Annotated in this window: 16 protein-coding genes and 2 pseudogenes; 5 read left to right on the top strand and 13 right to left on the bottom strand. The window is 71.4% G+C overall.

Annotation, left to right across the window (positions count from 1 at the left end):
• Positions 1–253: 253 nt before the first annotated feature.
• Both C5N14_RS15015 and C5N14_RS15020 read left to right on the top strand, forming a co-directional pair.
• Positions 254–760 carry a hypothetical protein gene (locus tag C5N14_RS15015; protein ID WP_117668768.1) on the top strand — a complete coding sequence of 169 codons (507 nt, stop codon included), beginning with the start codon at positions 254–256 and terminating at the stop codon, positions 758–760.
• The gene (locus C5N14_RS15020; protein WP_117668711.1) at positions 757–3567 is read left to right on the top strand and encodes a M48 family metalloprotease; all 2811 of its coding nucleotides are present in this window, start codon (positions 757–759) and stop codon (positions 3565–3567) included. Before C5N14_RS15015 ends, C5N14_RS15020 begins: the two co-directional genes overlap by 4 nt.
• Here the strand turns inward: C5N14_RS15020 and C5N14_RS15025 are convergent, their stop codons facing one another.
• A complete protein-coding gene (locus tag C5N14_RS15025) occupies positions 3568–4011 on the bottom strand; it encodes a hypothetical protein (protein ID WP_117668712.1) in 444 nt (147 codons plus the stop codon).
• A gap of 706 nt (positions 4012–4717) precedes the next feature.
• Between C5N14_RS15025 and C5N14_RS15030 the strand changes: the two genes are divergently transcribed.
• Both C5N14_RS15030 and C5N14_RS15035 read left to right on the top strand, forming a co-directional pair.
• Positions 4718–5338: a kinase gene (locus C5N14_RS15030; protein WP_117668713.1), complete on the top strand. Its 621-nt coding sequence runs from the start codon at positions 4718–4720 to the stop codon at positions 5336–5338.
• 52 nt (positions 5339–5390) lie between these two features.
• Positions 5391–5960: a nucleotidyltransferase family protein gene (locus tag C5N14_RS15035; RefSeq protein ID WP_117668714.1), complete on the top strand. Its 570-nt coding sequence runs from the start codon at positions 5391–5393 to the stop codon at positions 5958–5960.
• Between the two features lie 190 nt (positions 5961–6150).
• Here the strand turns inward: C5N14_RS15035 and C5N14_RS15040 are convergent, their stop codons facing one another.
• Positions 6151–6924, bottom strand: a complete 774-nt coding sequence (locus C5N14_RS15040; protein WP_243639610.1) for a phosphotransferase family protein — start codon at positions 6922–6924, stop codon at positions 6151–6153.
• Positions 6925–7378: 454 nt separating this feature from the next.
• Between C5N14_RS15040 and C5N14_RS32670 the strand changes: the two are divergent.
• A pseudogene (locus tag C5N14_RS32670) lies at positions 7379–7630 on the top strand (transposase family protein); the annotation flags it as partial.
• Between the two features lie 933 nt (positions 7631–8563).
• On the opposite strand, the pseudogene C5N14_RS34190 reads toward C5N14_RS32670, so the two are convergent.
• The 11 genes and pseudogenes from C5N14_RS34190 to C5N14_RS32685 form a co-directional block, all read right to left on the bottom strand.
• Positions 8564–9824, bottom strand: a pseudogene (locus C5N14_RS34190) (ATP-binding protein).
• 177 nt (positions 9825–10001) lie between these two features.
• On the bottom strand, positions 10002–11282 hold the full coding sequence (locus C5N14_RS15060; protein WP_117668716.1) for a TIGR02679 domain-containing protein: 1281 nt from the start codon (positions 11280–11282) through the stop codon (positions 10002–10004).
• Entirely contained in the window at positions 11279–15409 is a 4131-nt protein-coding gene (locus C5N14_RS15065) for a TIGR02680 family protein (protein ID WP_117668717.1), read from the bottom strand. Before C5N14_RS15065 ends, C5N14_RS15060 begins: the two co-directional genes overlap by 4 nt.
• Before the next feature lie 11 nt (positions 15410–15420).
• Complete coding sequence (locus C5N14_RS15070) at positions 15421–16812, bottom strand: TIGR02678 family protein (protein WP_117668718.1); 1392 nt, start codon at positions 16810–16812, stop codon at positions 15421–15423.
• A complete protein-coding gene (locus C5N14_RS15075; RefSeq protein ID WP_117668719.1) occupies positions 16809–18377 on the bottom strand; it encodes a TIGR02677 family protein in 1569 nt (522 codons plus the stop codon). The genes C5N14_RS15070 and C5N14_RS15075 overlap by 4 nt, the downstream gene beginning before the upstream one ends.
• A 37-nt stretch (positions 18378–18414) precedes the next feature.
• Positions 18415–19083 (bottom strand): organomercurial lyase, encoded by a 669-nt coding sequence (merB, locus tag C5N14_RS15080; RefSeq protein ID WP_117668720.1) that lies wholly within the window; start codon positions 19081–19083, stop codon positions 18415–18417.
• 665 nt (positions 19084–19748) lie between these two features.
• The gene (locus C5N14_RS15090) at positions 19749–20000 is read right to left on the bottom strand and encodes a PadR family transcriptional regulator (RefSeq protein WP_371685845.1); all 252 of its coding nucleotides are present in this window, start codon (positions 19998–20000) and stop codon (positions 19749–19751) included.
• A gap of 246 nt (positions 20001–20246) precedes the next feature.
• Complete coding sequence (locus tag C5N14_RS33125) at positions 20247–21923, bottom strand: A24 family peptidase (RefSeq protein ID WP_243639614.1); 1677 nt, start codon at positions 21921–21923, stop codon at positions 20247–20249.
• Positions 21924–21979: 56 nt separating this feature from the next.
• Positions 21980–22222, bottom strand: coding sequence for a helix-turn-helix domain-containing protein (locus C5N14_RS33760; protein ID WP_117668722.1), 243 nt, complete (start codon positions 22220–22222; stop codon positions 21980–21982).
• Positions 22223–22267: 45 nt separating this feature from the next.
• The gene (locus C5N14_RS15110) at positions 22268–23233 is read right to left on the bottom strand and encodes an IS3 family transposase (RefSeq protein ID WP_243639632.1); all 966 of its coding nucleotides are present in this window, start codon (positions 23231–23233) and stop codon (positions 22268–22270) included.
• Positions 23234–23268: 35 nt separating this feature from the next.
• Positions 23269–23598, bottom strand: coding sequence for a hypothetical protein (locus tag C5N14_RS32685; RefSeq protein WP_207892745.1), 330 nt, complete (start codon positions 23596–23598; stop codon positions 23269–23271).
• Positions 23599–24423: the final 825 nt, after the last annotated feature.

The following is a 24423-nucleotide window of genomic DNA, read 5'->3' on the forward strand; positions in this document are numbered from 1 at the left end:
GGAGAAGGGCCTGGAGGACGGGTCCACCCGGTCGATCCGCTGGGACCTGATCACCCAACAGTACGACTCACCTCGGCTCCCGGCGTACCCCACCCGGGCGTAGCCGCCCCGAGGGACCTACGGGTGGTTCCGATGCGGCCCCGGTGGGTCCAGGGTCGGGAATGCGACCGAATCAGGCATTGTGACATTCGCGAACTTCGATCACTCTGGGTTCGGCGAGCCCGAGTTTGCGAACGTCGGGAGGGGGATCCAGATGCCTGGGATCAGAGTCCGGGACGTGGTGCGCGACGTCGTGGCCGAGGTCGCAGAGCAGGAGTTGCCCCTCGTGATAGGGCTGTCGCGGTTCAGTGAGGCCGTCGTCGTGCGCAGGCTGGCCCGGACCAAGGGCAGGCGCGAGACACTCGGGTTCGGCGTCGGCGAGGTCGTGCCGCTGGTGACCGCCGCCGTGTGGCTGGTGCTGGACCAGACCGCGCAGCAGGCGGCGGGCTTGGTCGTCACCGGCTCCCTCGGCAGGCTCCGCACATGGTGGCGACGGTTGCGGCGGCGGCCGTCCGTCGCGGTGGTCCCGCCGCTCACCCAGGAGCAGCTCCGCGAGGTACACCAGCGCGTCATCGACGTCGGGGGCCGACGGGGGTTGTCCCGCAGGCAGAGCGAGGTCGTCGCCGACGCGGTGGTGGCCCGGCTCGCGCTCGGCGCGCCCACGGGCGGCGAGGTCCGCGCGCTGGGCCCCGACGACGGTGCGGCGGGCGGCCGGGCGTGACCGCGATCGCGATCCGCCCGAGGATCGACGAGCGGACGGTCACCGCCGGCACGACGCCGAGATTCGCGCTCCTCATCGTCCTGATCGTCGTCAGCAGCGTCGACCTGATGCGTACGCTGAATTCCACCGCCGACCAGTCGTTGGCGTGGTGGGGCTGCAGGCTGGCGGCCGGGGTCGATCCCGCGCAGAAGGACCGGACCGTCATGCTCGGCGAGGTCAGTCAGGCCGACGCGTACCACGACTGCATGATCCGGTACGCCCTGCCGCCGTGGTGGCAGCCTCTCGGCTGGCCGGTGCTGCTGGCGGTCGTTGCGCTGCTGGTGTTCTGGGTACTGCCGCGCTGGAAGACCCGGCGGACTGTGCCCCTGGCGGCGGTGGACCACGACGGGGAGATCTCGTGGGCGGTGGCGGAACTCGCGGCGACGATCGGGCTGCGCCGGTTCCCGCGCGTCGTCGTCGACCCGGCCGCCGCCTCCACCGGTGCGGTGGTGTTCGGCCGCGACGGCCGTTCGGTGCTGTGTCTGCACGGCGGGCTCGTGGCCTCCCGGGTGCACGATCCCGGCCGGTTCCGCGCGGTGGTGCTGCACGAGCTCGCGCACATCGACAACCGGGACATCACCATCAGCTACGCGACGATCGCGCTGTGGCGGGCGTTCCTGTTCGCCATGGTCCTGCCGTCCACCGGCATGCTGCTTGTCACCCTGCCGAACAGCCTGCGGTCGCCGTACTGGAGCACCTACGCCCCAGCCGCGACCCGCAATCTGCTCTTCGTCGTCGTGCTGTGCGCGCTGGTCTACCTGGCCCGGTCGGAGGTGCTGCGCACCCGGGAGATCTACGCCGACCTGTCCGCGGCCCGGTGGGGCGCGGATCCGGACGGCTGGCAAGCCCCCGCCGCCCCGGTCCGGGGCCGGGCACGACGCGCGCTGGACCGGTTCCGTGACCTCTGGCGGACCCACCCCTGCTGGGAGGTGCGCCGCTGGGCCCTCGCCGACCCGGAGATCCTGTTCCGGGTCGCCGCGATGCCGATGTTCCTGACCGGGGTGGCCGCGGCACTCATCAACAACCGGATCTGGATGTACGCCAAGCAGTACCGGCTGGCCGGCGGCTGGAACGACCAACTGGTCGCGTTGACGGCGGCCAGCCTGGTCGCGGGGGTGGCCGGCGTGGCGCTGTGGCGGGCGGTCGCGCACGCGCTGCTCACCGGTCGCCCGGCACCTTCCGGGGTGCGCGGCGGCGCGTGGCTGGGCGTCGGCATGGCGTTCGGGCACCTTCTCGCCGGCCAGGAGGTGATCAGCGACTGGCTACCCGAATCGCCGTACTACCTGGTGCTTGTCGTGCTGGCCGGCATGGCGTTCGCCTGGTGGACCAGCCAGTGCGCCCAGGTGTGGATCACCGCTCGGCACGGGCGGCCGGTAAGCCGCCTGCTGCTGGTCGGGCTGCCGAGTGCGGCGCTGGTGATGTCGGGGTGGTTCACCTGGTGGCACGGCGGTGGTGCGCTGCTAGCCGCCGGTTGGCCGTTCGAGCCGGACCAGATCCGGGCACTGCTGGAGCGGACCGTGACCGGGCCGGCACCGGGCCACCGGAACGTCCTGACCGGCGTCGCGGCGATGATCCCCGTCGTCGCTTCCATGACCAAGGTCCCGCTCATCCTGGTCCAGGTGGCGGTGCTGTGGCTCGTGCCGCTGGCGGCCTGGGCGGCCAGGTCCTCCTCCGGCGGCGTCGCCCCGTCCGCGCCCGGCCTGCCGCCGCTACGCCTGGCGGTGCTGCCTGGCGTGCTGGGCGGGATCCTGTGCTGGGACGCGGTCGTGTGGACCCAGGCGTATTTGCATCCCCTCCGGCCCGACACCGAGCAGGGTTGGGCGCTGTACCAGATCCTGTACACCGCCTGGCTGTTCGTCGCCCTGGTCGGGCCGGCCGCGCCGGCCGTGCTGCTCGCCAGCGCGCTGAACCCGAGGCACAGACTAGTCTCCACGCTGATCGCGGCCGAGGTGGCGGTGCTGGCGGGCTTCGCCGGCATGGTCGTCCTCGTGTCGACCGACGGGTGCGTGCGGCCGCTGGCGGTGCTCGGCTCGTCCTGCGGCTCGCGGCTCCCCGCGGCCTGGTCGACGGTCGAGCTGTTGCTGACGCCGGCGCTCGTCATCGCGGCGGTGTGCGGCGGCGTCGCGGCGGTGCTCGTCGGGCTGCTGTCGCGGGTGCCGCGCCCTCGCCGGGGTCGTGCGGCGGCACCCGCGTGGTCCGCCGGCGGCACGGCGCTCCGCCGGATCGTCGTCGGCGCGCTGGTCTCCGTCGCGATGCTGGTGACGATCTCCGAAGTCGCCCTGCGCCTCCACGAGCGGGCCGCGCCGGAGAGCCAGGCCGTCTCGCGGATGCTCCCGCCCGCGCCGGCCGTCGCCGTGTCGGCGGAGACAAAGCGGGTGCAGATCGCCTCTTGGGAGCGGTACGGCGGTCGCGGGCTTCTCGGCCGGTTCTCCACCGAGATGGACAAGCTCATCGCCGCCATGCAGGTGTCCATCGACACCGCGTCGAACGGCCGGGTCGACATCTCGCCGGCCCGCGCGGCGTGCGTCGCGATCGGCGGATTCGGCCGGGACGCCGAGCGGTACTTCCGGGTCCCCGACGCGGAGGGCGACGAGTCCTGGCAGAGGTACATCGCCCTGATCCGGCAGGGCAGCAGGAACTGCGTCGAGGCCGTCGACCGCGACGACCACACCCTGTTCTACGCCTCCGTCGACCAGCTCGAGGACGCGCTGCGGACCGGCATCGTCCTCATCAGGCGGTTGAACACGCTGCACCCGGGCGGGCTGTAGTCACTCGTTCGGGTAGATCTCGGCCGCGCAGACCCGCATGTAGGTCTGCAAGTTGGTCCCGTACTTCTTGGTCTCCTCCAGCTGGGCGAGAGCGTTGTCGACCCTGGGCTCGCTGGCCGTGCTGAACGCGGCGATCCGGCGGTTGTTGTCCGCGATAGCTTGGATGGCGGCGGCCACCTCCCTGTCCGTCGCCTTCTTCGCCGCTGCCTCGAGGTCGGTCGCCAGCCGGCTCCACTTCGCGGGGTCGGCAGGGTCGGCGGCGTTGCTCCGGGCGAGGGCCTGCTCGGCCTCCGCGCAGCCCACCGGTGGACCGGAATCGCCGACGGAGGCCCGGAAGATGAGGAGACCGCCGACCAGAACGGCGACGGCGACCATCGCCGCCAGCGCGATGCCGAGGACCCGTCGGGCCGGCGCGTTCGGCGACTCTGCTCGTACCGGCTCCATACGACATCCTTCCATCAAAGGACGTGGATTGATAGATGCCGGGCCAGCCTACGTCCGGGGGTGCACGAGACGGCGCATGACGGTCGCGATGCCGACAACTCGGACGAGTTCGGACCGACGACGCTGACCATCTTGCCGGCCACCTCGGCCAGCGCAGCCGCCCGCACCTCCGCAGATGGCCGACGAGCGATTCCGGCGGCTCGAACAGCACGTGACGGACATGACCGGCAAGCTCGATCTGATCCTGGCTGCGGTGGGCGATCGGCGGTGGCCGCGGTCGAGCCGGGGCCGCATTCTCACTGATCAGCAGGCCGGGGCCTGGCCGGTGGGTGATGTCGGGGTAGTGCCATCGGCAGGCCCACCGCTTGTGTAGTTGCCCCCAGCGGTACACCTACTTATGGGTAGGTCCGAGGTGGAAGGGTTCTTCTACCCGCAGTTCCATCGGGTGAGTCCGAGTAGATTCCTGGCTACGATCCTGACGTTCTCGCCCACCTGGCCAGATTCGACCACACGTTCGATCATGGGCTCGAACTGTTGCCACCGGCAGTAGAAGGCGGCGCAGACACCGGCCAACCTGGTGGAGCCACTACGGCGTAGACGACCTCATCACCCAATGAGCGAACCCAGCTGACACTCCCCACGAAGCCACCGGCCAACCCGACACCGGTCCCGCAGCCATACCGACATCGCCCGGAGGACCGCCGCCATGAACGATGTGATCCCCACCGGCAACCCCGACACGATCCTGATCTGCATCCGGGGGAACTCTGGTGCAGGCAAGAGCAGCATCGCCCGACAGTTGCGCCTTCGGCACGGCCGCGGCTGCGCCCTCGTCGAGCAGGACTACCTACGACGTGTCCTCCTGCGGGAACGGGACAAGCCCGGAGGGCTGGCACCGGCCCTCATCGAACAGACGGTTCGCATGGCCCTCGACCACGGCTACCACGTGATCCTCGAAGGGATCATGCACACCGCACGGTACCGGCGGATGCTCACGTCACTGCGCGACGCCCACCCCGGCCGGACGCTGTTCGTCTATCTCGACGTGTCCCTGCCCGAGACCCTGCGGCGGCACGAGATGCGCCCGCAGGCCACGGAGTTCACGGCGGACAACATGCGCGACTGGTACGCCCCTCATGACGTCCTCGGTTACGACGACGAGGTCGTCCTGCCTGAGACCACCTCGATGGAGGAAGCCATCCTCCGCATCGCCACCACCGCCGGCCTGCCCCTGACCGGTCGCGATGACGACCTCCTTCCGGCCGTGCCCTGGCCTTCCGAAGCCCTCGCCGTCGCGGCCCGGATCACGCACCGGACCGCACGGTGACCCGAAGACGACGATGCGATGCAGTGCAGGCGGGTGGGCCTAGGGTGGGACCGTGCGGGAGGACGAGCTACGGGAACTGGTTCAGCGCAGCCCGTGGCTGATCCGGGCGCTGGGCGTTGTCCGGGACTCCGGCCTGCCGGACGCCTGGATCGGCGCCGGCGCCGTCCGCGACCTCGCCTGGGGCGTGCGGTACGGCGACGGCTTCGACCCGTCGTCGGTGCGTGACGTCGACGTCGTCTTTCTCGACCCGACGGACCTGAGCCGGGACTACGACGACCGGGCCACCCGGCGGCTAATGGTGGCCTGGCCGGATCCGCCGTGGGAGGCGAAGAACCAGGCCGCGGTGCACACCTGGTATCCGGCGAAGTTCGGCGGCGGCCCGGTGGCCCCGTTGCGCACCATCGCAGACGCGGTCGCCACCTGGCCCGAGTACGCCACCGCCGTGGCCGTACGCCTCGACGCGCACGACCAGATCGCCGTCTGCGCGCCGCACGGCCTCGACGACCTGCTCGACGGGGTGTGGCGGTGCAACCCGACCAGGGTCAGCCCGGAGATCTCCCGGCAGCGACTCGTCCGCCACCGCCCCGCCGAACGCTGGCCCGGCGTCCGCGTCGTGACCTGAGCCGGCGCTCGAAGCCCGCGGAGGGTTGCCGGCGAGGTCCGCGACCTTGGGTCTGGAGCCGTTCCTATCGCACGGCACCATTGAACTTCAGCCGCGGAAATCCTCAACGTGACTCAATTCGGCATGATCGGACGGCACCGCAGCACGCGGCAGATAGCGCCGGGCACTCGTGGCAGGCGACTCGTGCGCCTTACATCCGGGATTTCAACACATCGACTTCGCAACCTGGCGCGGCCGGGTCGAAGCCGTGTTCTACCAGCCAGCGGATCGCCAGCAGGCTTCGCAATGACCACCACGCGCGGATGACGTCGAGGTCGACGTCGGTGCCGTAGCCGGCGAGGACGTCGCCGAGGTGCTCCTCGTGCCCGAGCGTCAAGATGGCGAGGTCGTACAGGGCGTCGCCCTGGCCCGCCTCGGACCAGTCGAGAACGCCGGTGATCTCGTCGTGGTCGACGAACACATGGGCGATCTGCAGGTCGCCGTGCATGAACACCGGAGTCCACGGCCGAAGCGCGGCTTCGGCAACCCGGCGGTTACGCGTGACCAGGTCGGCCGGAAGGACCCCGTTCGTGACGAGCCACTCGCATTCACCGTCGAGGCGCGACGCCAAATCGCCGAGGCGGCGACCGGGCCACGGCGGCAACGGCGCATCGTGCAGCCTCCGTGCGGCGGCGCCGGCCGCAGCCCACGCCGCCGAAGACACGGTCGACGGCTCGCCGAGGCGGCCGAGTGCCCTCCCGGGGAGGGCGGTGAGCGCGAGCACGGGCGGCTTGCGCCACAGGATCTCCGGCGTGGGTATCGGGGCCATCGTCATCGCCTCGACCTCGACGTCGGTGCGGGTCTGATCGGCGTCGATTTTCAGGAACACGTCGCCGACGCGCAGGGTCGCGCGCTCGTGATGGGCGACGACGACCTTGACCTCTTCCACGTCGGCCAGTGTCGCGGAGATGACCACCGACGTCACCGGCTTATCGCGTGTGACTGCGCGGTCGACCGCAGCCCGCTGCGCGGTCGCGTGGCCGACTCGCTCACATCGGCGATGAACGGACGCTTGGTGGGGACGTCACAGTCGGACTCACGGTGGGTCCAAGTGACCCCCGGGTGAGCGCTCCGAGGTTCGCCGGTGGCGGCGCGTACGGTAGGTAGTCGGGCGGACGTCGGTGATCTTCGATGATGTGCGCGGTGTGTGCTCTCCAGCGGATGCCAACCCGGGTCAACCAATGCCAACGCGGGCCACTGCGGCCGACCGGCGGTCGCAAACCGGGGTTCGTGTGCTCGGGGTGTGGCCCTGGGCTGGGAGAACGGCGGTCCGGGTGACGTGGGTGAACGTGGACCACTCCCTGCCACCCCAGGTGAACCCCAGGTCGCTAAAGAACGTCTCGTAACTCGGTGGCTGGTCCATGGTGGATCATGTCGGGGTGCAGGTGATCTCGGCGGCCCGCCAGGAGTGGATCTTCCCGTTCACCAGGCTGTAGCCCGCCCAGTTCCGCAGGCTGGTCCGGCTGGTCGCCGAGCGTGGTGGAGACACGATCGCTGACGGGCGGCCGGGCCGGCAGTGGTCTCTCGACCTCGCCGACCGGGTACTGCTGGTCGCCGCGTACTGACGCACGAACCTGACGATGCGGCAGATCGGCCCGCTGTTCGGGGTGTCGCACTCCGCCGCCCACCGCCGCCAACTACGCCTGATCGACCTCGACGAGTATCGTCCCGGGCCGTTCACCCTCGACACCGACCGCCTCCCCGGATCCCGCCGTTACATGGCCCCCGAAGAATTCGTCCGCGGCGCCGTCATCGACCAGCGCACCACCGTCTACGCCCTGGGCCGCACCATCCACCACCTCCTCGACTCCCCACACGGCTGGCGCGACTCCCGCAATCAACAACAGGTAGCCGTACACGCCACCACCACGACACCCGCCGACCGATACCCCGACGTCGCAGCACTCGCCGCAGCCTGGCGCACCACCCTGCCGAACCCGTAACGCGCCAGAACCCGTCGCACACCCCGTGAGCTGACAGGGCCCCGACCCAGGGTGGCATCGCACGGGAGGACGAGCTGCGGGAGTGGGTCCAGCGCAGCCCGTGGCTGATCCGGGCGCTGAGCGTCGTGCGGGACTCATGCCGAACGCTGGCCCTGCATCCGCGTCTTGACCTGAGCCAGCCCTCGAAGCCCGGGAGGGATGCCCTCGAGCGCGCTCCTGCCGGCCGGTGGCTCCCGGGCCGGGGGAGCGGGCGGCACACAATGATCTTGCGTGATGTGCGCGGTGTTTGCGCCCCAGCGGATGCCGACCCGGGTCAACCCGTGCCAACGCGGGCCACCGCAGCCGACCGCTGGCCGCAATCCGGGGTTCGTGTGCTCCAGGTGTGGTCCCGGGCTGGGAGAACAGGGGTCCGGGTGGGGTGGGCGGACGTAGGCCACTCCCTGCCACCCCAGGTGAACGCCCAGGTCGCGAGACTAGGCCCGCGCGCAGGCCAACGACCTGCCGCTGGTGGCGTTTCACGTCTCCTGTCCTGGTTGCATCGGCATGTTGCTGTGATCGTCTGCTGAGAATCAGCAGCCCAGGTAGCTCGTAGTTCCATGAGCCGTCACCTGCGAACAGGGATCAGTCCGCTGTCGGCGGGGGAACCTGCCACAGGGCGCTGACTGGCATGGCGCGGAGCCTGTCGCCGTACGGCAGCGTGGAGGTTCCGGTGTAGAGGACGATGCCGGCGATGAAGTCGTCGCCGAGGCGGTCGGCGAGTCGGCGTAGCCCGCGAAAGTCGTCGGGTCCGACGGTGGTGGCTGCTTTGACCTCGAACCCGACGACCTGGCCGGATCTGTTCTCGAGCACCGCGTCGACTTCGTACCTGCCCTGGTCGCGGTAGTGGGACAGGTCGACGAACTGCTCGGACCAGGTGAGCTGGCGGGACAACTCGGACAAGACGAATGATTCGAGCAACGGGCCGAACGGGGCGCCCGGCCGGAGCAGGGCCCGTGGGTCGGTCGCGATCTCGTTGGCGGCGATTCCGGAGTCGATGAAGATCAGTTTTGGCGCGGCGGTGGCGCGTGTGCCCAGGTTGCGCGACCAGCCGGGGATCCGCTTGACCAGGAAGCTCTCTTCCAGGGCCTGGAGGTAGCGGGCGATCGTCGGCCGGCTCAGGCCGAGTGCGGATTCGAGGGAGTTGGCGGCGATGATGGTCGCGGATCTGGCTGCGAGGAGGCGTACCAGCTTGCGTAGCTCGCCCTTGTGCTGGATGTCTGACAGCTGCCGGACGTCGCGATCGATGAGCGCCTGGACGTACGCGTCAAGGAAACCGTTGGCGGCGGGGGTCGGTGCGGGTCGTGGCCTCGGGCAGGCCGCCGCGCACGATTCTGGCGGCGTAGTCGGCGCGGGTCACCTTCGACTCGTGTCGAAGGTCCGGACCGAGGGCGAAGACGGCGTCGACGAATCCGTCCGGCGCTCCGTCGAGTTCGCCTTGGGATAACGGCCAGAGCTCGACGGTTTCCATCCGCCCGGGCAGCGCGTCCGGGGCAGCCACCAGGCCGAACAGCCGCGATGATCCGGTGAGCAGATACCGGCCGGGACGGGGATCCTCGTCGACGGCGGCCTTGATGGCCAGCAGCAGCTCGGGAACGCGCTGAATCTTGTTGATCACCAGGAGCTCGGAGGAGTCCACGAAACCGACCGGATCGGCGATCGCCGCCGCCCGATCCTGTGCCCGGTCGAGATCACGGCGCTCGGCGAGACGATCACCGGCGACGATGCGAACCAGGGTGCTCCTGCCCGCTTGGCGTGCTCCGCTGATCAGAACGACACGGGTGTCAGCCAGGGCGGCGTCGACCTGCGCGGCGGCGCGGCGTGGAATCAGGTGCGGAGTGGGCACACGTCAGATAGCCAGTGCAGGTTTCGATCTGCGAGAGGTCGCGCATTCGATCTGCGGCAGACCTGTGTTCGGTATGCGGGGTGCCGGTGTTCGGCTTGCGGCCGTCGACCGTGGAGATCGAACTCGCCTCTCACGCGACTTGGAACCGACGCCGTAACGTAGTCGTCATCCGGATCATCACCTGGCTGCGGCCGTACGGAGGTCGGCGATGAGCCGGTCGAGCAGGCGTTCCTCCATCACCGCCCGACCCACCCGCCGCATCGACTCGCCCAGCGACTCGTCCCACCGGGTCCGGGTAGGCGTACCGAGCAGGGCCGTGCCGGTGCCGGCCGCCGGCAGGTAGTCAGATGCGGTCATCCGCCACGGGACCGCGCCTGGATACCGCTGAAGAGCCGCCGCCGTCAGCCGTACACCGGTCCAGTCGAAGTCGTTGCGCCACCGGATCACCGCCCTCTGGGCGGCGCGCAGCAGCGTGTGGACGGCGACCGACGGCACCCCCTCGGTGCAGATCAGCGGCGGGGCCTGCGCCCCGAGCGCGGTGGTGGCCGCGCGGAGCACGGCGGGGTTCTCGCAGACGTGGATCTCGTCGCAGGCCACGGTCAACGGTGCCAGGCGCAGTTGGTGCAGGGTGACCCGGATCGGCACGCCCGCCTGGCTGGCCTCGGTCAGCCACCGCCCGACCAGACCGCCGGTGGCCGGCACGTTGAGCACCAGCACCTGGCTGGCGAGGTCGTCCGGGACCAGCCCGACCGACTCCCACAACGCCCGCTCCCGCTCGCCGTCGACCGGTAGCGTCGTCTGCTGCCAGGCGGCGACGGCACGGAGAACGAGCCCACGAAGCGGTCCTTCGGCGAGGGCCTTCGTGTCGTCCAGCACCCGGTCGGCGAAGACCGGCATCGGTTCGTCGGCTGTGGGCAGCGCGTCCAGGATTCGGACCACGTCCCCGAACGGCAGTCCGGTTCGGACGACGCGGGTGAGGGTGCCGTCGCGGCGCAGGCCGTCGAGCCATTCGGCGTACCAGGCGGTGCCGGCGTGCCGGCCGTCGTGGGCCACGGCCAGGACGGTGTCGCGGGCCACCGCCTCGCCTTTCAGCTCGGCCGGCCGGTCACGCAACGGGGCCATGGCGGTGAGCACGTCGGCCAGGCCGACTCCGTGTGCCGCCCGTAGGTGCTCGTCCACGTCGGTGAGCCGGACGCTGAGGCGGGCCGCCGCAGTGGAGCGGTGGGTGCCGGTGATGCCGATGATCACGAGACGTTCGTCGTCGGTGGGGGCGGCCAGCGTCACGGCGCCGTCGAGCCGGCCGCCGGTGCGTTCCAGGCTGCGCCGTGCGGCCCTCAGCAACCGCCGCCAGCCGGGATGCTCGACCAGGTTCGTCGACCTGCCGGTATCGCCAGGTCGGTCCGGCTGCGCGGACAACGTCTCTCGATCGGGCCGGTCCGGCTGCTGCCCGCCGGTCATTCGTCCACGAGGTCGAGTAGGACGCCGGCCCGGTCGGGTTCACCGCGACCGCCCGGGGCGCGGCGGGTCTCCGGGGAGCCGAGCGCGCGGGCCAGCGTTCCGTCGAAGTCGGCGACGTTGGTCGAGCCGTCCCAGACCAGCAGCACGGTGGACACCGTGTGGTCCACGGCGGAGTGGGACAGGTCGTAGTGGGCGGCGCCGCTGACCGCCGGGTGGGTGGCCCAGAGGTCGTAGCCGGTCATGAAGAGGTCCAGGTCGAACTGCTTCGCCAGCGCCATCAACTCACCTCGGCCGGTGTCGTCCACGCCGGCGAACGCCTCGTCGAGGCCGAGCAGCCGGGGCGCGTCCGGCCGTGCCGAGCCGAACAGCGCGTTGGCGGCGGCGAAGAGCGGCAGGTGCAGGGAGACCGACTGCTCACCGCCGGAGAGCTGGCTGTGCCGGGCCCGGGTCAGCGCCTCGGTGCCGCCACCGGGTCGGTGTAGGGTGAACGCGAACGTTCGCCACTGCCGGTAGTCGAGCACGTCGCCGAGCAGTTCCCGGTACGGCCGCTCGAGCGCTGCCGCCCGCGCCGTCTTGATCCGGGCGGCGAAGTGTCGTCGCATGGCGGTGAGCTGGGCCGGACCGAGCCGGGCAGGATCGCGTTCAAGTAGCTTGCAGACGTCGCGTTGGTCGGCGTCGAGGTCGTCGGCGAGCCGCCAGCCGACGCCGACGGTGAGCCCGGAGGACATTCGTCGGGCCCGCATCTGGCTGTCCATCGCCGCCACCAGGTCGCGGGCCTCGATGGTGCGGTGGTGGATCTGCCGGGCGAGTTGCCCGAGCAGAGCGTCTTCCAGCACCCGCTGTTCGGAGTCGGTGAGCAGTTGCTCCTGGTCGCGGCGCTCGCGGGCGATCCGGTCCGCGAAGTGCGCGACCGGGGTCAGGCCCTGTTCGTCGGCGACCCGGACCACGATCACCCCGTCGTCGGTGTCCCACTCGGGTCGGTGGTCGAGGCCGGCTGCCGGCAGTTGCGCCTGCAACTCGGTCAGCGCGGTGGTTAGCCGGGTGGCGCTCTGTTTGAGTGACGTCTCGGTGGGGCTCAACTCGCGGGTGGCGGCGAGGATCGCCTCGTGCAGGGCTGCCACCTGCGGATCCAGCTCGTCGTCCGGGGCCTGCGCCGGCCAGCGCAGGTCGGTGGGGCAGCGCAGCAGGCCCAGCAGGTCCGGCTGGGCGTACGGGCGTAGACGCTGGGCGTCGTGCTGCGCGACGGCGACGGCGGCGGTGACGGCCTGCTCGCCCAGCTCCACCCGGGTCAGCGCGGCGACCCGCCGCTCCCGGGCGGCACCGAGCTGGGCACGGGCCTGCTCGACGGCCTGCTCCGCCTCGGTGATCCCGTCGGCGGTCCGGGCCACGTCGGCCAACACCCGCTCCGCGTCGGCGCCGACGCTGTCGCGCAGCGTCCGGTACGCCTCCGCCTTCTCCCGGTGCCGGGAACGGCCGGCGCGGGCGGCGCCCTGTGCGGCGGTGAACCGGTCGACCGCCTCGTCGTGTCGCTGCCCCGCCTGGTCCTCCTGCTCCGCAGCGCGCGCGGCGGTCGGACGCGCGCTCTCCAGGCGTACGCCGCGCTTCTCGAAGCGGTCCACCGCCTCGGCGGTGTCGTCGACGCGGTCGACCGGCAGCGACCGTTCCGCCGCCGTCCGGCGCAGGGCGGTCGCCGCGGCGGCCCGCTCGGCGAGGGTCTGGTCGAGCCGGGCGGCGGCGGACGCGCTGGCCTCCTGCCGAGCGCGCAGCGTCGCGGCCGCCTGGTCCAGCGCGCGCAGCGCCGCGTGGACCGGCGCGGGCGCCGGCAGTTGCCTGGCGGCCGTGTCCACCGCCGCCAGCAGCGCCTCGACCGACTCACGTTCGCGGTCCAGTGTGCCGAGGTCGGCGTCGATGCTCGCCAGCTGCCGGTCGCACTCGGCGACCCGGGTGGCGCGTCGGGCCGCCCGCGCGGTAGCGCCGATGTACTCGCAGGAGGCCTTGGCGAACCGGCCGACGCCGACGCCCTGGGCGTACCGGCCGTTGACCCCGACGGTCACCAGCTCGGCGTTCAACTCGGCGGCCACATCCGCCACCGCCACCGAGGCGAGCACCTCGATGATCCGCCCGGCGGGCACTTCGTCCTGTTCCTCGGCGATCAGCACGTCGGCGAGGGTGGCACCGGTCGGCCGTCGACGCGGCGGGAGCGGCAGCAGGTAGCCGTCCAGGTCGTCGCCGGCCAGCGCGGTCGCCGCGGTCTCGGGGTCCGGGTGCAGCCAGGCGTCCAGCAGCCCGGCGGCGTGCAGAGCCGCCTCGATCGCCGCCGCGTCCGCGCCGGTCACCCCGTCGGTGAAGCGGACCAGCCGCCACAGCGGCGCGCCGGGTCGGCCGGTGCGCGCCGCCGGTCGGGTCACTGGCGCGGACGGGGCGTCGTCGTGTTCGGCGGCGATCCGGTCCCGCTCGGCGGCCACCTCGGCCCGTCGGCCGGCCAGCGTGGTGCGGTGCGCCGCGAGCACCGCGAGCCGGTCCCGTCGCTGGGTCACGGCGGCGGCGGTGGCCTCCGCGTACACCTCCCGGGGAGTCTGCGCGCCCGGCTCGCCGATCGAGTCGACCGCGGCGGCCAGCGGGGTCGCCAGGTCGGAACGCCCGATGTCGGCCAGCAGACCGGCGTTGGCCTGCGCCCACTGCCCGATCTGCTCCCGCAGCCGCGTGCGGGCCTGCGCCACGGCGTCCTCGGCATGCCGCTCGGCCTGCTCGGCGTCCGCGGCGGCGGCGGTGGCGCCGGCCGCGTCGGCGGCAGCCCGGGAGTGGTCCCGTTCGGCCTGGTCGTGCCGCGCCACCTGCACGCGGATGGCGCGCACGTCGTCGCGGCGCGCGGCGGCGCGGGCGGCGATCCGGGCCGCCAGGTCGCCCGGCGCGGCGTCGTCGGCGCTCCAGGTGATCCCCGCCGCCTCGGCGTCGAGCGCAAGCTCGGCGGCGAGCCGGTCGGCCGCCGCCCGCGCGTCCCGGGCCGCGACCGTCGCCCGCTCCCATTCGGTACGCCGGCGGGCCACCGTGGCCTCCTCGGCGACGACCGCGGTGTCGGCCCGCTCGGCCGCCTCGGCCAGGTCGTGCACGTGCCGTTCCAGGTCGGCGAGCTGCTCGTGGGACTGGTACGCCGCCGAGGCCTTCAGGCTGTCCAGGTGGGCGCGGAGCCGCCCGGGCTCGCCCCCGACGGCCCACAGCCGGGTGTCTGCCTCGGCCTCCGCCTCGGCCGCCGCGTCGGCCGCACGACGCGCGTCGCCCAGTGCCGCCGACTGGCCGGCGACCGCGTCGCGGCGAGCGGTCAGGGCGTCGGCCGCCGCCCGGGCGTGGGTGCGTAGATAGGTCGAGTAGACCGCCAGGAACGCGGCCGTCGCGGCGTCGGCCGCCACCAACCCCTCGAGGGTACGGGCGACCGCCTCCATGTCGTCGAACGAGCGGGCGGCCTCCACCAGCAGGTGGTCCTCGACCGGGCGCAGCCCGCGCTGCAGGGTGCGGGACAGCTCGACGGGGTTGAGATCCTTGGCCAACTGCGGCTTGCGCAGAGTCAGCACCAGATCCAGCAGTTGCTCGTAGCGGGCCGGACCGAGGCCGAACAGCCGGGCGTCGACGAGCTCCCGGTAGTCCTCCGCCGAGTCCCGCACCGCGTCGGCGCCCAACCGGTCGATCAGGTCGCGGCGGTTCAGCGGCCGGTCGTCGGCGTCCAGCAGGGAGAAGTCCACCCCCACCCGGCCGTCGACCACGAAGTGCCAGCGGGTCACCCGGTCGACGTGGCGGTGGGCCCGCAACCCGATGCCGACCGTCACGTACTGCTCACCGTCGCCGAACTCCATCCACACGTACGCGTACGTGACCTCCTGCCCCCGGTAGAGCAGGTTCGACTTCATCGTCCGGTCCTCGCTGGCGAACGGGTTCAGCCGGCGAGGCTCGATCCGTCCGTCGAGCACGAACGGGAACAGCACCTCCAGCGCCTTGGTCTTGCCGGAGCCGTTCGGCCCGCGCAGCACCAACCATCCGTCGACGAATAGGAACTCCTCGTCCCGGTAGTCCCACAGGTTGATGATCCCGGCCCGGGTAGGGGTGAACCGGCGGACGGCACGTTGCTCGATCACGATCAACTTCCTCAGAACAGGGTCTCGGTCATCACGCGGGGCTTGACCGCGGCGACGGTGTGGCGGTAACGGCCCACCAGCGGCCGGACCAGCACCCCGCCCGGCACGGCGGTGACCGCGCCGAACCGTTCCAGCAGCGCCATCGCCTCGGCGCGCAGCCGGTCCGGGTCGGCGTGCCACTGGGCCCCGAACGCGGTCCCGTACCGCGCAAGGATCTCGCCGACGGCGGTGCGCAGAAAGCTGTCGGTGACGAACGGCAACCGGCCGGCGCCGTCGCTCTCGTCGGGGCCGCCCTCGTCCCCGGTGGTCCACGGCTCGGCCGGGCCGGTGTCGTCGAGGCGCACCAGGGTGGCCGTGGGCAGGCCGGCGTCGACCTCACCCACCAGCGACTGCTGCCGGCTGTCCCTGTCCGGCGGGGCGAGCCGCTTGACCCGGCGGCCGTCCGGGTCCACGACCCGGTCGGCCATCTCCACCGCCAGCAACACCGCGGCCTGCGCCACCGAGCCGGTGCCCGGGAACCGCTCCCCGGTGAACCCGGCGGTGTCCACCAGCAGCACCCCCTCGGCCTGGCGCTCCACCCGTGAACCGGTCAACCGGGCCACGTCAGCGGCGAGCGCCGACCCGCGCAGATGGTTGGCGACCACCGGATCGACGTCGGCGTGGTAGACGACCGGCGACTCCACCACCGCCCGCCGGGCCGCCTGGGCCGCCAGCCGGCGCTCGGCGTTGCCGCTGCTGGTCATCACCCGGCCGAGCAGCGCCGACACCGACTCGACGTGCTGCACCACCCGGGTCGGCCGGAACAGCGCGAACACCACGTCCCGTGCGACGTCGTACAACGCCTCACCGGCCCCGGGGTCACTGGCCCAGGCGGCGCTGGAGCCGTCGGCCAGCCGGAGCACGCCCCGCTCCTCCAGCCAGCCGACCGCGTCCACGAACGCCCGCCGATCCGGGCCGTGGTCCGGGTCCAGCCCCAGGCCGGTGATCCGGTTCGCGTCGCCGGCCACCGAGTCGGCCAGCTCGCTGAGGGTGATCTGGATCCCGGCGCGGCCCAGCACCGCCAGGCACAACGCCAGGTACGCGTAGCGCTGCCGGTCGAACGGCCGCCCGGTCCGGGACACCGCCGGCTGGGTGCCGTCGAGCTGGTCCTTCACCCGCACCAGCCGGGCCGTCGCACCGTGCAGCTCCAGCCGGTACCCGAACGCCTCGGCGAGATCCCGGCGCAGGGTGGCCGCGAACCGTCGCACCCGGGGCAACGCCCGCTCGTCGGGCCAGGTCGCCGTGATCAGCGGGTGACGCAGCACCAGCCGGACCGCCCGCTGGTAGTCCGCCAACTCCAACTCCGGAACGTCGACGGCGAACCGGTGCGCCGCCGGGCGCAGTGCGCCCGATTCCGCGGTCACGCCGGCACCGGCTCGGGACGGCGGACCGCGGTGTGCTGCGCGGCGGTGACGGTCAGCGCGTACCCGTCCAGATGCAGCCGGCCGTCGACGGTGCGCACCGTGGTGAACCGTCCCGGCGTCGGGGTGAGGGTCAGCCGGACGCCGTGCGCGGCGGCCGCCAGCGGCATCGCGGTCGCGCCACCGACCCGGGCGGCCAGCGCGATGTCTAGCAGGCGCAGCAGGACCTGGGTCTGCGACCCGTCCAGTCGGCCGTTGGTGACCCCCTCGGCGGCCAGCGTCGTCGCCGCTTCGGCCAACCGGCGCTCCCGGGCGAGCTGGTCGCCGCGCAGCCGGTGCCGGCGGTCGTCGACCCGGTCCAGCCGGGCCGGCCGCCCCCGACCCTGCCCTGGTGCCCGCCCGGTGGCCACCAGGGTGCGGGACAGCTCCACCGCTGGCGCCTCCCACCACGACAGCCGGCTCGCGATCACCTCCGGATCCGGGCGCGCCACCCCGACGTGGCGGGGAGCGCCGAGACCGAACACGGCGTCGAACAGGGCGTGCGCGGCCTCCTGGGTGCCGGTGTGGATGAACCACGCGGCCAGGTGCCGCAGTTGCGACTCCCGGCTCACCCCGCCACGGCGGGCCTCGGTTACCCGGCGTAGCAGGGCGAGGACGTCACCGATCGCGGCGATGGTGGCGTCCGACAACCGGTCCGCCTCGCTGAGCTGCTCCGGGCCCGGCGGCGCCAGCCAAGACCGCAGGCCCGCCCAGCGCCGCCGCCAGTCGTCCAGCCGCTGCACCGGGGTGTGAAACAGGCGCTCGTCGGCCTCGGCGGCCGCCTCGATCAGCCGATCCAGCCCGGTCGCCTCCACCTCGTGCACCGCCGCGCGCAGCCGCGGCGTGTAGCGCTGCAACTCGTCGTGGAAGTCCCGCAGGTGAGCCAGCAGCGCGTCCTTGTGGGCGAGGAACGCCTCCGGCCGCACGTCGTTGGTCCGGCCCAGGTCACCTAGCATGTGGTAAAAGCGCGCGGCCCGCTCGGCGATGTCCGCCAACGCCCGGTCCAGCCGGTTGAACTTGCGGTACACCTCCTCCGCGTCCCCGGCATCGTTGGCCGATGCGAGCGCGTTCAGGTCCGCCAGGAGGTCGGCGAAGACCAGCCGGGACAGCGTCGAGTCGTCCATGCTCGCGGACAACACCGTCTCCACCGCCCGGTGAGCCCGGTAGCCCGCCTCGGTGAACTGGTACACCGAGTGCCGGTTGCGGTACTCCGCCAACGTCGTGGCCCGGGAACCGTCCTGGCCCCGGTCGAGCACCCCCCAGTCCACCAGGGCGTCGAGTAGCCGCGGCAGCTCCAACCGGGCCGGATCCGGGCAGTCGGCGTTCGCCTCGTGCAGCGCCGCCAGCGCCGCGGCCACGTCGGAGGTGTGCAGCACGACGTGGTAGCTGGACCGCGCCGAGTCGAAGGCCCGCAGCAACCACAGGTAGGCGAACCGGTTCTCCGCCGTGACATAACCGAACAGCCGCATCCGGTCGTCCAGCCCGAAATCGTCCAGCCCGAAGGTGGGCCGGGATGGCTGCGCGGTCATCGTCTTTCCTCCCGCCGGACTCGAACAGCCACCCACCCTACCCAGCAGGCCCCCAGAACGGGCCGGAGAGTCTTACGCTTCGCAGGTGTTCCTTGGCGGCTTCCGGTTCGCGTCTGAGGTAGCCGCGGTCGAGGCGTCCGTCGTACCAGTGGGCGGCCAGCCGCCACAGGGTGGGCAGGTCCATGACGTAACCGCGGGTGGACCTGGTCTGTCGACACCACACGTCGACGCACTCGTCGGAACAGAACAGACGCTGGCGGCCGCAGGTGTGGACGACGTCGTCCCACACCCGCGCGACGGGCACGAGAAAGTGGGCGACCTGGTCACCGTCCGGCGGCCCGTCGGCGCCGACGTTCCAGGCGTGCGGGCGGGAGCAGGCGGGGCAGCGGGTGGAGACGAGGACCTCGCCCTCCTCGCGGAGCAACTGCGGCAGCGCGAACGAGTCCCAGGCGCAGCCGCCCCACCACAGCGTCCGTCGGCCCATCACCGCGAAGCCCAGCGGTACGGCCGAGAAGGGATGCGCCATGACGATCCGACCGGCCTGGTCGAGGGCGACGTGGCGGGTGCGGGCGAGCTCGGCCAGCCCGGCCCGTACGGTCCCGATGTCCGTCCCGACCGTCGCCGCCAGGTCCTCGACACGCGTCGCGCGCCCGGTGCGGGCGAACGGACGGTAGACCGCGAGCCGCAGATCTTCGAACTCCGTCATTCCGAACCCTTCGATCGTCGAGTGGGTTGGCGATCTGGTTGGCCAGCGGGTACATGTGGTCGGCGGCGAACAGCACGTTGGCGCTGCCCGGGGCCGGGCGCATGCTCAGCACGTTGTCCAGGGTGTTCACCCCGCAGGCGGTGAGGGCCGGCAGGCCGAGCAGCAGGATCAGCCGCCGTGCCGGCAGCGGGGTTCTGGCGACCCGGTGAGCCATCCAGGTCATTCCTTGCCACACCACGATCAGCCCGATGGCGAATCCGGTGATCGCGCCGGCGAGGACGCCGCTGGGCTCGATCGGGTAGGCGCCGACCGTGACGCCGGTCTGGTTGTCGTATCCGGACACGCGCAACAGCACCCCGTCTCGGGAGGCCCAGAAGACCCCGTGCGCGCTGTTCACGTCGGCCTGGCTGTTGGCGCCGCCTGGCTGAGGGCGCCGGTGCGCCAGCCCGCGTTCGTCAGGTGCTGGTGGGCATCGGCCAGGACGGTCGGTGTGTCGGTGACCTGCTCGTAGAACCGGCTCTGGCCCATCGGTGCTGGCCGCCCGCCGTCTCAGCCCTCTGCCCGGCTCGGCCGCGTCGAGCAGGGTGGTGAGGATTTCCGGTCCGCGTTCACGGCGGTAGAAGCCGGGGTACGCCCAGAGCATACGACGGTAGGAGCGCTCCAGGTCAGGCATGCCGAACACCCCCGATGAAGCCGAACGCCTCGCGCAGCCGGGAGGTGGCCACCTGTGCGTTCGACTGGAGCCGCTCGACCGCGGCTTCGAGCGCCGCCCGGCCGTCGTCGGACAGCACGTAGTAGCGGCGCAGCCGGCCACCCACGGCCTCCTTCCGGCCGACGACGATCAGGCCCTCCGTGCTGAGTCGGTCCAGCGCCGCGTATAGCGTCCCGGCCTTGGTCTTGACCCGCCCGCCCGACAACTACTCGACGGCCTGGATGATCCCGTAGCCGTGCAGCGGGGTGGCGCGCACCAGCGCGGTCAGGATGAAGAACGTCGGTTCCTGCATCGCCATGGTCAGCTGCATATAGACCGTCTCTATATGCAGCTGACTTATATATGACCGGGTGTCGGCGTGTCTGCCCCTTGCGTGCATCACGCGCGGCTTCGGCAGGTGGCTGGTGCGACACGGCAGAGATGGTGGCGCAACCGGGATGGGCGTTGGTTCTCACTCGCGGGTCAGCCCTGGTGGCAGCGCGTCTTCGTCGGGTCGGACCTGGCGGGCGTTGGCCAGGGGGTCGCGTTGGAGGGTGTGGATCAGTTGTTCCGGGCCGCCGAGGCAGGTCCAGGTGTCGTCCCAGAGGGCGGAGACCAGCCATGATCGGTCGGCGGGGAAGAACAGGTCGGGTAGTGATCCGCGAGGGTGGCGTATGTGACCACCGGTCCGCCAGGTGAGGGCTTCCCCGGGGCCGGCCTCGACCAGCACGTACGGCCAGTTCCAGTAGAGCGACACCCTGGGGGCGTGGGGAAAGACGACGTCGTGGGCGCCGGTGTCGAGGTAGGCCAGCCACCACGGCTGGTCGGGGGTGTGTGTGCTGAGGTCTTCGACCAGGGAGCCCTCGTAGGCGGCGGCGGTGACGTCGTCGGCCTGGTACGTGGTGGCGTAGGCCTCGAAGACCTCTGGGATGGCGGTGGTGATCGAGACGCCAGCGGTGGTGTGACCGGCGATCCATTCCACGTCGCCGGCGGTGCCGATGCGCCAGTCCCGGCCGTCCTTGCTGACCTGCACACCGCTATTCAAGCCGCTGCGGTGATGATTGGCGTGAAAATCGCGCCGGTCGCGGGGCGGTCGGCGGCCTCTGTCATGGTCAGTCAAACCGAGCTCTTCCCCGCTCGATGTAGGTGCTGATGCTCCCGGACCTCGCACAGCGCGTCCGAGATTGCCGGCGGCGGGTGCGGCAGGCTGGGGTCGCCGTGCCCGCTGGGCCGGGGGGCCTCTGTGTGTTCCGCCGTTTCTGTGGCTGACCTTCGAGGTGCCACCCGTTCTCGCCTCGCGGGTGGGTTGGTTGAACGGGCGCGGCCCTGGTGGCCGTAGTCCCTGATGCCCAGGAGGCGGTGGGTATGGCTGCGTGTGTTTCGCCGAGATCGCTTGGCTGACGGTAGGAGATGCCACCCGCCGCTTCGTCGTCTGCGAGATTCGGTAGACCGCTGATGGAGACCCGCGACCTGCGTTCGCATCGTTAGCTAGGTATGGCCCGAAGGCAATGCTGTGCTGGCCGCGGACCAGGCGCGTGAGGGCCGCGGGCGCGGCGAAGAGGTATGGCAGGACTGCGCCGAGGAGCACCGCGTCCCAGTCGAGCGTCCCAAGGGCGGCGCCTAGGAAGGCGGCGAGCCTTACATCGCCGAGTCCCATGCCGGTGCCGACGATGAGGGCGAGCAGCAGGTATCCACCGCCGAGTGCCGTGCCGGCCGCCGCAGAGGTGACGAGGCGCCGCGCGTCAGCGGCCAGCGCCGCCTCGGCGGCGAGGATGGCGAAGACTGTCGCTGCCGACGCGGCGATGACGGGAGTGGGCAGGCGATGCACGGCGATGTCGACGGCTGCGAGCAGCGCCCCGCTATAGAGAACGACCAGCCACACCGCCAGGATCGCGAGTGCGGGTGGCCCTACGGTGTGCACGCGCAGCCCTATGCCGATCGAGGCGATCGCGAGGCTGACGCTGCCGAGCAGCCACCCCGGCACACGGATGCACCGACAGTTGGCACGCCGTTCCCGGTGTCCCGAAAGCGCGTCCTCTCCCGAGCCCGCGGCGCTGCCAGCCGGGCTGGCCGGCACCGCCAGTAGCCGCGCGGCCCATGGCAGCGCCGCGCCCGCCAGCGAACCGGTGAGGCCGACGCTGGAGAGCAAGACGGCCACGTCGAGGCGACTTACCACGATGGAGCCCTTGCGTCCTCGACGCCCGCTCAGGCGCGGTTGCGGTTATAGGCCGAGGACTGGTTGGTCTCGTCGCCGTAGGTATCGAGCCATTGCCCCAGATCGGCCATGAATGACATGAGCACCGGCAGTAGTTCCTCACCGGCTTCGGTCAGGGCGTAGCGGCTGCCCTCAGTGCTCGCGACGTGCCCGACGAGGCCGTGCTCCTGCAGCCGCCGCAGAGCCTCGTTCAGCGATTTCGAGCTGGGCGCAGGGCTGATGGTGTGCAGCAGATCGGTGAAGCGGAACCTGTCAAGTCAAGTGAGACGTTTTCGTGGTCAGGTGTTCTGTAGTTCGATGGGTTGAGCTGCTGGTTTGTTGATCCACACGGTGGTCGGTAGGGCTGGTGGTCGTGCTCGGCGGGTGAAGCGGTCGGGGTGGGCCCGCCAGGCGGCGTCGAGGGTGGCCTGCCGCTGGTCGTGCACGTCGCTGGCGGTGTCGTAGTGCACGGAGGCGGGGGTGTGCAGGCCGATGCCGGAGTGACGGTGTTCGTGGTTGTAGTAGGTGAAGAACTCGGCGGCAAACTCGCGGGCGTGGTGCAGGGAGTCGAACCGGTCGGGGAACGCGGGGCAGTACTTCAAGGTCTTGAACTGTGCTTCGGAGTACGGGTTGTCGTTCGACACTCGGGGGCGGGAGTAGGAGCGGGTGACGTCGAGGTCGGCGAGGAGTTCGGCGACGGGTTTCGAGGTCATCGACGAGCCGCGGTCGGCGTGCAGGACCTCCGGGCGGACACCGTTGCGGGCGATGGCGTCGTCGATGAGTTCCCGGGCCAGCAGTGAGTCCTCGCCGCCTGCGACGTGCCAGCCGACGACGTAGCGGGAGTACACGTCGATGATTACGTACAGGTGGTAGAACACCCCTCGCTGCACGGTCTTGAGGCGGGTGATGTCCCACGACCACACCTGCGACGGGCCTCTCGCTACCAACTGCGGGATGGTGCGGGCGGGGTGGGTGGCCTGCCGGCGGCGTTCCCGACTCTCACCTGCGTCACGCAGGATCCGGTACATCGTGGACTGCGAGCACCAGTAGCGGCCCTGGTCGAGTTCACGGGCCCACACCTGCGCCACGGACATCTCCGCGTACTCGTCCCGGTGCAGCAGCTCCAGCACCGCGCGGCGCTCAGCGGTGGACAGGGTCGACGGTGGGGGTGTCTTCGGCCGCAGCGGATGCGACACCATGGGTGGTAGTTGGCGCCGGTAGTGCGTGGCGCGGGACCGACCCGTCAACCGGCACGCCCCGGCCACCCCGACCAGCGGCGCCAACTCGTCGAACGCGACGGTCAGCGCCTGCGCGGCCGCGGCGTGTCGTCCGCGCTCTCGGACAACGTCTCCAAGAGCGCGTGCGCTTTTCCCATGATCTCCAGGGCGGTCTTCGTCCGCGCCAGATCCGCCTCGAGGCGCTCGTTGCGTCGCCGCAGCCGCTCCACCTCGGCGGCCTCCGCGCTGCGACGCCGGCTCTCGGACACCGGACTCTTACGAGAGCCGAGCGCGGTCAACCCACCGGCATCGCGGGCGGCTCGCCACTCCAGGATGTGCGAGTGATACAGGCCTTCCCGACGCAGGATCGCCGCGCCCTCACCAGAGGCTTTCGCCGCGTCGTACTCCGCCACGATGCGTAGTTTGTACTCCGCCGTGAACGTTCGCCGCTTCGGCCGTCCGCCCTGCTCACCAGGGGTGCTGGGTAGTGTCACGATGATCCTCTTCCTGTCTCCCGGCAAGCCTAGCTTCACCGCAGAGGCTGCCTCATCTCAGCCTGACAGACAGGGAAGCGCATGGGCTGCCCCTGCTGCAGCGCGGTCAGGATCTCCAGGAACCACCGGTGTCCGCACAGCCGGACAGCGTCGTAGACGCGTTGAAAGGAATGCACCGCCTTCCCTCCCCGTCAAGGTCGGCTACCCCGAAGAGTGTAAGGGCAGCACTGCGCAGCGTGAGTAGTAAAATTCACGACCTCCGAAGGATGAGGTGCTGGCTAATCGACAGGTGTGCGTCCTGAAGAGTGGCGTTCGCCCAGCTTGTCGCACGCCTGCGCCAACGCCGCGAGGGAATCGGCAAGGGCCCGACCGGGCCATGAGAGCAGGTAGACCGACGCGGCATCTGTTACGTCCCAGCTTCCGGCTCCCGAGGCGCGTCGCACCAGTCCGGCAGCCGCCAACCAGCGCAGGTCGCACGCGAGTCCAACATCGTCTCGGCAATTGCCAAGCCGCGCGAGCTTGTCGAGGTTGGAGTCACCGTGGTCGCGAAGAGTGACGAGAGCGGCGACCACGTTCGCTCGCCGGCTCAGTTCGCGGGCTAGGTCGCGGGGGCAGCGAGCCTCGGCACTGCGACTCATATCGGAACTCCCTCGAACTGTTCAGAGGGATTCTAGAGGCATCGATGCCTGCGGGCATAGTGTCGCTAACCCGACACCCGGGGCTTGACCCCTGATCCTGGACACG

This window comes from Micromonospora sp. MW-13 (assembly GCF_003434305.1).
GTDB lineage: Bacteria > Actinomycetota > Actinomycetes > Mycobacteriales > Micromonosporaceae > Micromonospora.

Bases quoted from the DNA above. Each gene is read 5' to 3' on its own strand.
- C5N14_RS15015 (WP_117668768.1), top strand. From the start codon at position 254: ATGCCTGGGATCAGAGTCCGGGACGTGGTGCGCGACGTCGTGGCCGAG.
- C5N14_RS15025 (WP_117668712.1), bottom strand. From the start codon at position 4,011: ATGGAGCCGGTACGAGCAGAGTCGCCGAACGCGCCGGCCCGACGGGTC.
- C5N14_RS15030 (WP_117668713.1), top strand. From the start codon at position 4,718: ATGAACGATGTGATCCCCACCGGCAACCCCGACACGATCCTGATCTGC.
- C5N14_RS15060 (WP_117668716.1), bottom strand. From the start codon at position 11,282: ATGACCGGCGGGCAGCAGCCGGACCGGCCCGATCGAGAGACGTTGTCC.
- C5N14_RS15075 (WP_117668719.1), bottom strand. From the start codon at position 18,377: ATGACCGCGCAGCCATCCCGGCCCACCTTCGGGCTGGACGATTTCGGG.
- merB (WP_117668720.1), bottom strand. From the start codon at position 19,083: ATGACGGAGTTCGAAGATCTGCGGCTCGCGGTCTACCGTCCGTTCGCC.